Annotated in this window: 7 protein-coding genes and 1 tRNA gene; all 8 read right to left on the reverse strand. The window is 62.3% G+C overall.

Translation table 11 applies throughout. The features are described 5' to 3' along the window. Window positions 1-287: 287 nt before the first annotated feature. The 8 genes from PMX60_RS07420 to PMX60_RS07455 all read right to left on the reverse strand — a co-directional run bounded on the left by PMX60_RS07420 (window position 288) and on the right by PMX60_RS07455 (window position 12,769). On the reverse strand, window positions 288-1,631 hold the full coding sequence (locus PMX60_RS07420) for a bifunctional folylpolyglutamate synthase/dihydrofolate synthase (protein ID WP_271747404.1): 1,344 nt from the start codon (window positions 1,629-1,631) through the stop codon (window positions 288-290). Window positions 1,632-1,911: 280 nt separating this feature from the next. Continuing rightward, entirely contained in the window at window positions 1,912-4,608 is a 2,697-nt protein-coding gene (locus PMX60_RS07425) for a valine--tRNA ligase (protein WP_271747406.1), read from the reverse strand. A gap of 337 nt (window positions 4,609-4,945) precedes the next feature. Next, on the reverse strand, window positions 4,946-6,355 hold the full coding sequence (gene clpX / locus PMX60_RS07430; RefSeq protein ID WP_271747407.1) for an ATP-dependent Clp protease ATP-binding subunit ClpX: 1,410 nt from the start codon (window positions 6,353-6,355) through the stop codon (window positions 4,946-4,948). A 1-nt stretch (window position 6,356) separates the two neighbouring features. After that, window positions 6,357-6,977 (reverse strand): ATP-dependent Clp protease proteolytic subunit, encoded by a 621-nt coding sequence (locus tag PMX60_RS07435; protein ID WP_022095182.1) that lies wholly within the window; start codon window positions 6,975-6,977, stop codon window positions 6,357-6,359. A gap of 163 nt (window positions 6,978-7,140) precedes the next feature. Beyond that, window positions 7,141-8,442, reverse strand: a complete 1,302-nt coding sequence (gene tig, locus PMX60_RS07440) for a trigger factor (protein ID WP_271747408.1) — start codon at window positions 8,440-8,442, stop codon at window positions 7,141-7,143. An 88-nt stretch (window positions 8,443-8,530) separates the two neighbouring features. Beyond that, window positions 8,531-8,614, reverse strand: a tRNA-Leu gene (locus PMX60_RS07445). A 421-nt stretch (window positions 8,615-9,035) separates the two neighbouring features. Continuing rightward, window positions 9,036-11,867 (reverse strand): molybdopterin-dependent oxidoreductase, encoded by a 2,832-nt coding sequence (locus tag PMX60_RS07450; RefSeq protein WP_271747409.1) that lies wholly within the window; start codon window positions 11,865-11,867, stop codon window positions 9,036-9,038. Continuing rightward, complete coding sequence (locus PMX60_RS07455) at window positions 11,867-12,769, reverse strand: FAD binding domain-containing protein (RefSeq protein ID WP_271747410.1); 903 nt, start codon at window positions 12,767-12,769, stop codon at window positions 11,867-11,869. Before PMX60_RS07455 ends, PMX60_RS07450 begins: the two co-directional genes overlap by 1 nt. Between the last annotated feature and the right edge of the window lie 47 nt (window positions 12,770-12,816).

Genomic DNA, 12,816 nt, shown 5'->3' on the forward strand with positions numbered 1-12,816 from the left:
TATTACGAGCTCCTGTGCGAATTGGAGAGAGCGCTCCCGCAAACTGCCTCTTGACAACTTATAGGAGCGTCGGTTTTAATTTCGCAATGTTCCGTGTGGTCGAGGGTAACCGGTCAAACGTAGTAGACAGGCCAATTTCATGGCAAGCGAGTCGACTCGGGGCACAGGGCAGCCAAAAAAGCCCTGTCCCAAATTGATTGCTTTTGAGTTGCGGTGATATACGGACTGTTTAAGGCTTCTAGCCCATAAAACAGTCCCCATTTCACCGCAACTGATGAGGGGATGGGTTAGCGCAGCAGACCGGCTACTTCGCCGGCTAGGGTGATGGTGCCGGCTGCTACGAAGGACTCGCCCGCGGCATCGAAGGCGGCGAGAGCCTCGGACACGCTCATGTACACGCCCGAGAGTTTTTCGGCGTCCACCAGGGCAGCGAGCTCCTCTGCCGGCAGGGCGCGGTCGGAATCGGTCTGGGTCACGACTACGCGGGGGAACGCCGGAACCAAAACGTCAACGATACCCGCCACGTCCTTATCGGCCAGCGCGGCACATAGCAGCGTGGGGCGATTCTCCACGCACGGATCGATCTCGTCCAGCGCGCTCACAAAGTTCTCGCAGCTCTGAGGGTTATGGCAGGCGTCGATCAGCTTGAGTGGATCGGTCCCCAGTACATCAAAGCGGCCCGGCGTGGGGCAGCCCATAAGCGACGCATCGAGCTTGTCATGATCGAGTTCGCGACCCAAATACCCCTCGCAAAGCATAATCGCGCACGCGGCATTCTGCGGCTGATAGGCCGGCTTGACCATGCTCGACGTATAGATTGCACGCGGCGTGGTGCAGCTAAACTCAACCGTGTCGCCCACATGCGCCGGCACCTTAGTCGTGGCATGACTCACCACGAGCGGCACGACGCCGCACTCGCGACAACGGGCATCCATCACGCGCTGAACGCTCGGCTCATGCGTGCCTTCGCCCAGCACAACCAAGCGTCCGGGCTTGATGACCGCAGCCTTCTCCCCCGCAATGGCCTCGAGCGTGTCGCCTAAAATACGTGTGTGATCGAGCCCAATGCCCGTAATGGCCACGGTGACAGGATCGGTCGCGCTTGTGGCGTCCCAACGCCCGCCCATGCCAACCTCGAGCACGGCAACGTCCACCGCAGCCTCGGCAAACATTACAAGTGCAGCAGCCGTAAGCAGATCAAACGGCGTTATGGAATAGGCGCGCTCCCCCGCTGCCACACGACGAGCATTCACACGATGCCCCGCCTCGACAGCTGCCGAAACGCCACGGGCAAAGGCCTCGTCGCTCACAACGCACCCATCGACCTCCATGCGCTCGGGATAGCGCACCAGCTGCGGCGACGTATACAGCGCGGTCTTGAGCCCCTCACCACGAAGAATGGCAGCCGAAAAACGCGTAGTCGAAGTCTTGCCATTGGTACCGGCAACCTGAATGCAATCGAAATACTCATCCGGACGACCAAGCTCATCGAGCATATCGACAACCGTCTCGAGCAAAGGACCAGCATCCCCAGAAATCCGCCCCGTATCAGCAGCAAGTCCCACAGCCTCATCAAACGAAAGCAACTCAAACGAGAAAGGAACGACATACGACCCAGAACGCTTAGCCATAACCCAAAGTCCCCTCAACATAAAAAGAGGCCCGTAATAAACAACGAGCCCCTCCCATTCAAAATCTCAGCTAAACACCGCTTTGCAGCGACCTCAAGGCCACAACCAAGTGGCCCCAACCTACCAGTTGCAAACAACCACGTAAGCGAACTAGGAGCGGCCCGACGCTTTGCTCGCCGCAAGTTCCGCACGCAAAGGACAGCACTTAATGTGCTGTCCGTCTTGCGCAGGACTGTCCGCAGTAGCGAGCAAAGCCCCAAACCGCGTCCCCCAGTACCGCCTACGAGAAGTCAGCAACCTGAGCAGTCAGCGCCGCCAGGATCTCTTTGAGCTCAGCTGCACGGTCCCTCTTCTTCTGGACCACCGCGGGCGCGGCCTTGGCCACAAAGCCCTCGTTGGCAAGCGTCTTCTCGCAGCCGGCGAGCTCCTTCTGGGCCGTGGCGATCTCCTTCTCCAGGCGCGCCTTCTCGGCCGAAAGATCAACCTTGCCCTCGAGCACCACAAAGGCCTCGACGCCGCTGTCGACCACGGCGATGCTCGCGGCAGGCTTCTCAACGTCGGTGCCCATAACCAGCGAGGCGGTGTTCGCCAGCGGCTCGATGGTCGAGCGCAGGCTCTCGAGCTTCGCGATATCCTCGGCACCGGCGCGCACGACCACGTCGAGTTCGGCCTTGGGGCTCAAGCGATAACGCGAACGCGTGGCGCGGGCGGCAGATACCACGGCACGGCACAGCTCAAACGCGCGCTCGGCGTCCTCGTCGACGTACTTGGCGTAGTCGGCGGGCTCCGGCCACTTGGCGATCATGAGTGCCTCGGCGCGGTTCACGTTGCCCTCGGCGTCCAGATCGAGCACGCTCGCCGGCATGTTGTCCCAGATCTCCTCGGTGACGAACGGCATGAGCGGGTGCATCAGGCGAATAGAGGTGTCGAGCACAAAGATCAGGTTGCGCTGAGCCTGCAGACGGCCCTCGCCCTTCAGACGGGCCTTGGTGACCTCGACGTACCAGTCGCAGACCTCGTTCCAGAAGAACTGCTGCACGCCGCGGGCCATGTCGCCAAAGGTGTAGTTCTCGATGCCCTCGGTGACCATCTTCACGGCCTTTGCCAGGCGGCTGAACATCCAGGCGTCGGCCGGCGTCTCCACGACGGGCTCACCGGGCGTGTAGCCCTCCATGTTCATGAGCAGGAAGCGGCTGGCGTTCCAGATCTTGGTCACAAACGACTTGGCCTGCTCGGTACGCGGACTGTCGATAAGCTTCTTGGTCTTCTTGTCGATGTTCGCATCGAACTTGACGTCCTGGTTGTTGGTGCACAGAGTCAGCAGGTTGTAACGCATGGCGTCGGCGCCATACATACCAATGAGATCCATGGGGTCAACGCCGTTGCCCTTGGACTTGGACATGCGGCTGCCGTCCTTGGCCAGGATTGTCGGGTAGATGACGACGTCCTTAAACGGCACCTCGTCCAGGAAGTACAGCGAGCTCATGACCATGCGGGCGACCCACAGCGCGATGATGTCGCGCGCGGTGACGAGCGCCGTCGTGGGGTGATGACCCTCGAGCAGCTCCGGCTTTTGCGGCCAGCCCTGCGTGGCGAAGGTCCACAGCTGCGAGCTGAACCAGGTGTCCAGCACGTTCTCGTCCTGAAGCACGTGATGGCCGCCGCACTTAGGGCACACGTCGGTGTCCTCGGTAAGGGCGTCCTCCCAGCCGCAGTCCTCGCAGTAGAACACGGGGATGCGGTGGCCCCACCACAGCTGGCGGCTGATGCACCAGTCCTTAAGGTTCTCCATCCAGGTGGTGTAGGTCTGCGTCCAGCGCGCAGGGTGGAAAGTGACCTTGCCGGAGTTGACGGCGTCGAGCGCCGGCCCCTTGAGCTTGTCGACGGCCACGAACCACTGCTCGGACAGCCACGGCTCAAGCGCGGCGTCGCAACGGTAGCAGTGCATGACGGAGTGATCGAGTTCCTCGACATGATCGAGCAGGTCGTGCTCCTCGAACCACTTGATGACGGCCTCGCGGCACTCGTCGCGATTCATGCCGGTGAACTCGCCGTAGCCCTCGACGACCACCGCGTGCTCGTCGAAGATGTTGATCTGCGGCAGGTCGTGGGCCTGGCCCATGGCGTAGTCGTTGGGGTCGTGGGCCGGGGTGACCTTAACGAAGCCGGAACCAAAGTTGGCATCGACGTGCCAATCCTCAAAGATGGGGATCTCGCGGTCAACGATGGGAAGCTTGACGGTCTTACCCACAAAGGCGGCCTTCTCGGGATCCTTCGGGGAGACGGCGACGCCCGTGTCGCCGAGCATGGTCTCGGGGCGCGTGGTAGCGACGACGATGTAGTCCTGGCCGTTGACCGGCTCGGTCAGCGGGTAGCGCAGGTGCCACAGGTGGCCCTTCTCGTCCTTATATTCGGCCTCGTCGTCCGAGATAGCGGTGGTGCAGTTGGGGCACCAGTTAACGATACGCTTGCCACGGTAGATCAGGCCGTCGTGGTACCAGTCGCAGAAGACCTTGCGCACGGCCTGCGCGTAGTCCTCGTCCATGGTAAAGCGCTCGTTATCAAAGTCGACGGAGCAGCCCATACGCTTGATCTGCTCGACGATGATGCCGCCGTACTCGTGGGTCCAATCCCAGCAAGCGTCGACAAACTTGTCGCGGCCGATCTCCAGGCGGCTGATGCCCTCACTCTTGAGCTTCTTGTCGACCTTGGTCTGCGTGGCGATACCGGCGTGATCGGTGCCGAGCACCCAGCGCGTGGACTTGCCGCGCATGCGGGCCATACGAATGATGGCGTCCTGGATGGAGTCGTCGGTGGCGTGACCCATGTGGAGCTTGCCGGTCACGTTGGGAGGCGGAATGGTGACGGTGCAGTCGCCCACGCCCTCGCGGCGCTTATAGTAGCCGCCGTCGAGCCACTTCTGTAGGATCGCCGGCTCGTTGGTCGACGGATCGTAGTTCTTGGGCATCTCTTCCATATATCTCTCCCTGTCCCGCCGGCGTGTCCGCCTGCTTGGTTTTCGCTCGGTCAGGTCCTGGCTCGCACGAAGAGCACATTAAGTGCTCTTCGGCTCGTGCGGAATCTACGAAAACCAAGCAGGCGGACACGCCTTAGGTATCGATTACTTCAGTCTGAAGGTACTAACTTGACAGTCTCACAGAATAGCACAGGCATACCTGCCGAAAAGGGACAGGTTTATTTTGGTAGGTTTTATCAGGGGAAACGACATTTGCCCATATAAAACCGACCAAAATAAACCTGTCCCTAAATGGCAGGCCCCGCGGTGGTTGCCGCGGGGCCTGGATTCAAACTATTTACCCGTAGATGCGTTGGGGCTGTTCTTCGCCCTTTACGGAGGCTTCGGTCACGATGACCTTGGAAACGCCCTCCTCGCTGGGGAGGTCGAACATCGTCTGCTGCAGCACGTCCTCGCAGATGGAACGCAGGCCGCGGGCGCCGGTCTTGCGGGCAAGCGCCATGCGGGCGATCTCGTGCAGGGCGGCATCCTCAAACTCAAGCTCAACGTCCTCGAGCTGGAACATCTTACGATACTGGCGCACCACGGCGTTCTTGGGCTCGGTCAGAATCGACACCAGGTCATCCTCGTCGAGCGCCTGCGTCTGGGTGACGACGGGCGTACGTCCCACAAACTCGGGGATCATGCCAAAGGCGTTGAGGTCCTGTGGGAGCACCTGGCGCAGCAGGTCGTTCTCATCGACCGAGGTGGGGCCGGCAATCTCGGAGTTAAAGCCCACGCCCTTGTTGCCCACGCGATCGGCGATGATCTTATCCAGGCCCACAAAGGCACCGCCGCAGATGAACAGGATGTTGGTCGTGTCGATCTGCAGCAGCTCCTGCTGGGGATGCTTACGGCCGCCGGTGGGCGGAACGCTTGCCACCGTGCCCTCAAGGATCTTAAGCAGCGCCTGCTGAACTCCCTCGCCCGAGACATCGCGGGTAATGGAGAGGTTCTCGGCCTTACGGGCGATCTTATCAATCTCGTCCACGTAGATAATGCCCACCTGAGCGCGCTCAATGTCACCATCGGCAGCATTGATGAGCTTGAGCAGGATGTTCTCCACGTCCTCGCCCACATAGCCGGCCTCGGTGAGCGCGGTGGCGTCGGCAATGGCAAACGGCACCTCGAGGATGCGCGCGAGCGTCTGGGCCAGCAGGGTCTTGCCGGTACCGGTGGGACCGAGCAGCAGGATGTTGGACTTGGCGAGCTCTACCTCGTCCATATCGTCATCGAACTGCGAGCCCATGCCAGCATCAAAAGCGGACACCGCGGCGCCGCCCTCGATCACGCGGCGATAGTGATTGTACACGGCAACCGACATAGCGCGCTTGGCGTCCTCCTGGCCCATAACATAAGCCGAAAGCTCGTCATAGATCTCGTGCGGCGTCGGCACGTGCGTAATGACCTGGCGAGCGTCGTCCTCCAGCTCAAAACCCTCGGCCTCGGGATCTACAGCAGGCTGGCCGGCAGCCTGGCCGTGGTCGTTGAGGAAGCCCGGCAGCTTGCCGTTGCGGGCAGCGTCCATAAAGTCCGAAGCCAGCGACTCCTCCAAGATCTCGGAACATGCGGCGACGCACTCGTCACAGATAAAGATGTTGGTCGGGCCCTTTACGAGGCGACGAACCTGGCCCTGCTCTTTTCCGCAGAAGGAGCAGCGGATGGGGTTGCCGTTCTCGTCAAAGTTGTCCTGCATGTTACCTGCCATCCTAGGCGTCCTTCGCGGCGAGGTCGCGCGAGGTGACGATACGATCGATCAGGCCGTAGTCGAGGGCCTCGGCAGCGGTCAGGTAGTTGTCGCGCTCGGTATCGGCCTGGACCTTTTCGATGGGCTGGCCAGAGGCGTCGGACAGGATCTGGTTGAGCTCGCGACGGGTCTTCTTGATCTCCTCGGCCACGATCTCAATCTCGGTCTGCTGGCCCTGCGCACCGCCGCTGGGCTGGTGAATCATGACCTTGGAATGCGGCAGGCAGAAGCGCTTGCCCTTGGCGCCGGCCGAAAGCAGCACGGCGGCCATAGACGCGGCCATGCCGACGCAAATGGTCGAGACCTGCGGCTTGATAAAGTTCATAGTGTCAAGAATTGCCAGGCCGGAGTAGACCTCGCCGCCGGGCGAATTGATGTAGAGCGAGATATCCTTCTCGGCATCCTGGCTCTCAAGATGCAGCAGCTGGGCAACGACCAGGTTGGCGCTGACGGAGTTGATCTCCTCGCCCAAAAAGATGATGCGGTCGTTGAGCAGGCGCGAATAGATATCGTAGCTGCGCTCGCCGCGCGGCGTCTGCTCGATAACGTATGGCACGAGGGCGGAATCGAACTTGGCGATCATACGCATCTCCATTTCTCTCTTGCGGACCAAATTGGTTCTAGATAAACGTACGGTGCCCGCATGCTATGCATTGGCTGGCACCGTACGAAGCAACCGGATAACCGGTGTATAACTTTACCCCATCACGGGCGCACGCATGCGCTCGCGGGCAAGGTGGCGAGAATTACTCGGCGTCCTTGGCGGTCTCGTCGACCTCGGTCACCTTGGCGTTCTCGACCAGGTGGTCGACGGCCTTGGAGCGACGGATGGACTCGCGGACGGCAGGCATGCGGCCATCGGCGATGAACTCGGCCTTGGAAGCCTCGACGTCCTTGACGCCGGCCTTCTCGAACTCGGCGTTGATGTCATCCTCGGTGACCTCGATCTTGAGCTCGCGGGCGAGGGCGTCCAGAGCCAGGGACTCACGGGCAACGTCGTTGGCCTGCTTGTGCAGGTCGCCGATGAACTGCTCCATGGTCAGACCGGAAGCGGGCAGCCAGGTGTCCAGCGTCATGCCACGAGCAGCGAGGTTGGACAGGAAGTTCTGGCCGAGCTCCTCAAAGACGGACTGCTCGTAGTCGGCGTCCATCTCGTCGAGCTGCAGACGCTCGGCGAGAGCGGAGACGCAACGGTTCTCCTTCTCGGCCGGCAGGCGGGAAGCCTTGTCCTGCTCGATCTCGATCTTGATGGCGTCGCGCATAGCGTCGATGCTGTCAAAGCCAAAGTCGGACTTGACGAGCTCGTCGGTGAGCTCGGGGGTGTTGCGGACCTTGATACCCTTGACGGTGACCTCGACGGTGTGGGTCTCGGCCTCCTCGCCCTCCTCGACCTCGTCGGTCCAGGTGACGGTCTTGACGTCTTCAACGTTGGCACCGATCAGGGCCTCGTTGAACTCCTTGGGGTTGCTGTCGCTACCGGCGATGAGCATGCGGCCCTCGGCGGCAAAGTTGTCGGCGTTCTCGACGGCCTTGAGGTCGACGGTCACATAGTCGTCAGCCTCGACGGCACGACCCTCGACGTCCTCGAAGGTGGCACGGTAGTTGAGGAGCATCTCAACCTGGTTGTTGATCTCGGACTCGGTGACCTCCGCAGGGGGCATCTCGATCTCGACAGCGTCGAAGGAGGAGAGCTCGGCAGCGGGACGCAGGGAGAACTCGACGGTGTAGGTGTAGTCCTCGTGATCCTTGGCGAGGTCGAGCTCCTTGTAGTCACCGTTCTTGGTGGGGACGATGTCCAGCTCGTTGAGGACGGCGGGCTCGTTGGCGGCGATCAGGTCGTTGGTGGCCTGAGCGAGGGTAGCCTCGGCGCCAAGTGCGGAGTCGATGACCGGACGGGGAGCCTTACCGGCACGGAAGCCCGGGAAGCGGTACTTCTTGGCGGTGTCCTTGTAGGCCTTCTTGATCGCGGCGTCGACGTCGGCGGCCGGGATGGTGACCGTAGCGGTGAGCTTGGCGTCCTTGACGTCAGAAGCGGTGATGTTCAACACGTTCCTCCTCATACTGCCCAGCTTATCTGAGGTGCTGGTACCTTTATGCAACAAAGTGTCGCGACGGCCAAGGCCGACGCAGGTGCGATGGTGCGGGCGAAAGGACTCGAACCTTCACGGGAATCCCACCAGAACCTAAATCTGGCGCGTCTACCAATTCCGCCACGCCCGCATGAGCGCACAGACTAGGAATGATAGCAGATACGAACGGCAAGCGCACGCACACCTTTTACAGGCTCACGACCTCACCACGAGTACGCATCGAATCCCCCGCCGCCCCATCGAAGTTGCGGTGGAATAGGGACTGTTTGGGGCTCCAGTCCTCCAAAACAGTCCCTATTCCACCGCAACTTCGGTGGGACTCGGCAGTCAGGCGGTGCTGGCCATGCGCCGGAAAGCGCGTCCCGGCTTGGGGCCTCGGAATGGGATGCGGCTTCCGCTATAGCCATCAACCGTAAACTGCAACCCGTTTTGAGCCCCTATTCCGGGATGCACTTTCCGCCAGGGGCCTCAAACGGAAACCGCATCCCGCAATTCGGACGAAAAGCGGGATGCGGTTTCCCCGGGCTTGCCAAAGGGCGGCGGCGCCTCGTCTACTCCCCCAGCAGGGCCTTCTCGGGCGTGATCGGAAGCGAGCGAACCTGATGGCCGGTGGCGTGCGCCACGGCCGAGGCAACGGCGGCGAGCGGCGTGTTGATGACGACCTCGCCGATCGACTTGGCGCCAAACGGGCCCGTCGGCTCGTAGCTCGGCTCAAAGGCCACGCGGATGCTGCCGATATCCAGGCGCGTGGGCAGCTTGTAGCTCATAAAGTTGCCGGTGCGCAGGCGGCCGCGGTCGTCGTGCTCGACAATCTCGTAGAGCGCGTGACCGATGCCCTGGGCAATGCCGCCCTCGGCCTGGACGCGCGCGAGCGCCTCGTTGATCACAGTGCCGCAGTCGACGGCCGCCGCGTAGTCCACCACAGTCACCTTGCCGGTGGCCTTGTCGACCTCGACCTCGGCAATACCGGCCATAAACGGCGGAGGCGAAACGGGCAGGCAGGCAGAGGCGTGCGAGGTCAGCGCGTCGCCGCCGGCGATGTTCTTGACACACAGGTTGGCAAAGTCGCGCAGCGTGAGGTAACGGTTCTGCTCGCGCGCGGCACGCTCGTCGGACAGGCGCACGTACTGGCCATCAAAGACCACATCGACGGCGTCAACGTCCCACATCCGGGCGGCCTTGGCGCAGATCTTCTCGCGCAGCTCAGTCGCGGCGTTCTTGGCGGCAAGGCCCGTCACATACGTGCCCGAGCTCGCGTACGAGCCGGCGTCGAACGGCGACACGTCGGTGTCCACGCCGCGCACCACGATCAGCGAGCTCTCCACGCCCAGCTCCTCGGCGGCAATCTGCGCCAGGATCGTGTCGACACCCATGCCGTTATCGGTGGCGCCGGTGCCGATGGTAATGAAGCCGTCCTCTTCCAGGCGCATGTCGATGCCGGCGATGTCCACGTTGGAGATGCCCGAGCCCTGCATGGTGAGCGCACAGCCCAGAGCACGCACGCGGTCGCCCAGGTCCACGGCCAGCGGCTTGTCGCGCCAGTCGATCATGTCCATCGCGCGCAGCAGGCAGCGGTCGAGCGCGCAGGCGTTGAGCTTCTCGTTGTAGTACTGCGGCATAATCTCGCCCTCGTGAACCATGTTCTTAAGACGCAGGTCGGCGGGATCCATGTGCAGCATGTCGGCGAGCTCGTTGACGGCACTCTCCACGGCAAACTGGCCCTGGGTGGCACCGTAGCCGCGATACGCACCGCCGCGGTTGGTATTGGTGTAGACGGCGTCCCAGCTAAAGCGGCTCGCCTTCACGTGGTTGTAGATGGGCAGGCTCTTGTGGCCCGAAAGGCCGATCGTCGTGGTGGCATGCTCGCCATACGCACCAGCGTTGGACAGCGTATGCAGGTCGATGGCCGTGATGGTGCCGTCGTTCATGGCGCCCAGCTTAACAGTCATCTGCATCTGATGGCGCGAGTTGCCCGCGGTGATGGTCTCCTCGCGGGTATAGCAGCAGTAGCTCGGACGGCCGGTCTGCTGGGTGACGAACGCAACGAAGATTTCGCAGCAGCCCGTCTGCTTAGAGCCAAAGCCGCCACCGATGCGCGGCTTAATGACCTGCACCTGCGACTGCGGGATATCGAGCGACTGCGCGACCATGCGGCGCACGTGGAAGGGCACCTGCGTAGAGGTGGTCACCGAGATACGCCCGAACGCGTCGGTCGTCGCGAAGGCGCGGAAGGTTTCCATGGGTGCGGTCTGCGTGGCCTGGCTGGTGTAGGTGCGCTCAAAGACGATGTCGCTCTGGGCGAAGGCCTCGTCAAGGTCGCCAAAGTCGCTCGTGCCGCTGCACACCAGGTTGCGCGGAACGTCGCCGCCCTGCGGGAACATAAAGGTCACGTCGCCCTCGGGGTGAACCACGATGTCGTTATCGAGTGCCTTGGTAAAGTCGAGCAGCGGCTCGAGCACATCGTAGTCGACCTTAATGAGCTTGAGTGCCTTGTCGGCGGCCTCCTCGGTCTCGGCGGCGACGATCGCCACCTCCTCGTTTTGATAGCGCACGAGGTTCTCGAGAATCAGGCGGTCGTAGGGACTCGGCTGCGGATAGCTCTGGCCGGCGATGGTAAAGCGGCGCTTGGGCACGTCCTCATAGGTGTAGACGCCCACGACGCCGGGCACCTTCAGGGCGCGCGACGTATCGATGGAGCGGATCTTGGCGCGGGCATACGGGCTGCGCTTGAGCTTAACGATGAGCGCGCCGGCGGGCACCATGTCGCCCGTGTAGACAGGACGGCCCTCGAGCAAGGCCTTCGAATCCTTCTTGGGCTGCTTGTGGGTGATCTGCTTGTAGGAGACACCGTCACAGCTGGTGTCGTTGACCGGCAGCTCGGGCATCTCAAAGCCAACCTGCACGCCGGACTCGTTGAGGAAGCGCACGATAGCGCGCAGCTGGCTCTCGTAGCCGCTGCAGCGGCAGAGATTGCCGGCGAGCTGGCGCGAGAGCTCCTCGCGCGTGGCAACGAGGCTCGGGTCCTCCTTGGCGGCGCGGGCAAGCGCCAGTACGTTCATGATAAGGCCGGGGGCGCAAAAACCGCACTGCTCGGCGCCTTCGGCAGCCATCGCACGGGCGAGCGCCTCGGACTCGACCTTGAGTCCCTCGAGCGTGGTGATGGTGTGGCCCTCGACGCGAGCGGCGGGAACCGAGCAGCTCAGCACCGGGTCGCCGTCGAGCCACACCGTGCACAGGCCGCAGTTGGCGGTCTCGCAGGCGCAGCGCACCGACGCGCAGCCCTGCTCGCGCAACAGCGCAAAGAGCATGGTATCGGGGGCAATCTGAACCTTGACCTTACGGCCGTTGAGCGTAAAGGAAAGATCGATGGGTTTGGCAGCCATTAGCGCACCTCGCTAGAATCGACGCCGGGCACGCGGCGGCAGGAATACTCGTCCGTGGCAAACTTAGGAATCTGCACGCCCTCGATCTCGTGCGCAAGCGCGGCCGAAAGCTCGATGCCGACGGCGCGGCGCACGGCCTGGACGGCAAGCGGGGCCGAGATGCGGCGGCGGTAGTCGGCCGAGCCCCACAGGTTGGTGCCGTAGCTCAGCGCGCGCACAGACGCGGCCAGGGCGCGAAGCTCGTCCTCGGAAGGCTGCTCGGCAGTAAGGCCGCATGCCTCGCCCTGCAGCAGGGTCGCACGCAGCGGGCGGGCACCCACAGTGACATGCCAGCTGTTGTTCCACCAGGCGGCGGTGACGTTTAAGGAGGGGAAGTCGGTCGCGGCCTTGCGCACGGCCTCATAGCTTGCGCGGTAATCGTGCTTAACGACCACGACATGCTCAATAACGTCGCGCACGTAGCCCATGTCAACGAACTCCGCGAGCGGCACGCGGCCGGCGCCCGTCAGCTCAACATAGGAATCGAGCGCGAGGAAGGCGGAGAGAACGTCCGAGAAGCCAAAGCGGCCGTAGATGCTGCCGCCCACCGTGGCGGTATTGCGCAGCTGCACGCCCACGATATCGTGGACGGCGAACTCAAAGACGTTGTTGACAAGCGCGTTGAGCCCGACATGACGCTCGAGCTGGCGTAGGGTGCACATGGCGCCGATGCGAAACTCGGTCTCGGTCTCCTCGATCTGATCGAGTCCGCAGGCCGAAAGGTCAATCGCCGTCGCCACGCGACGCGAACCCAGGCGCATCCAGATGCCGCCGCCCACAATCTTGTTGTTGCGGTTCTTCTGTAAGAGCTCATAGGCTTCGGCCGCGTTTCCAACACGGACGTAGGTACCGAACTTGAGCACGTTCTCCCCCATCTCTTCACTTGTCCAGTACGTTTAAGTGTACCAAA

Origin of the sequence: Collinsella aerofaciens (assembly GCF_028206995.1) — a bacterium.
Taxonomy (GTDB): Bacteria; Actinomycetota; Coriobacteriia; order Coriobacteriales; family Coriobacteriaceae; genus Collinsella; species Collinsella aerofaciens_AQ.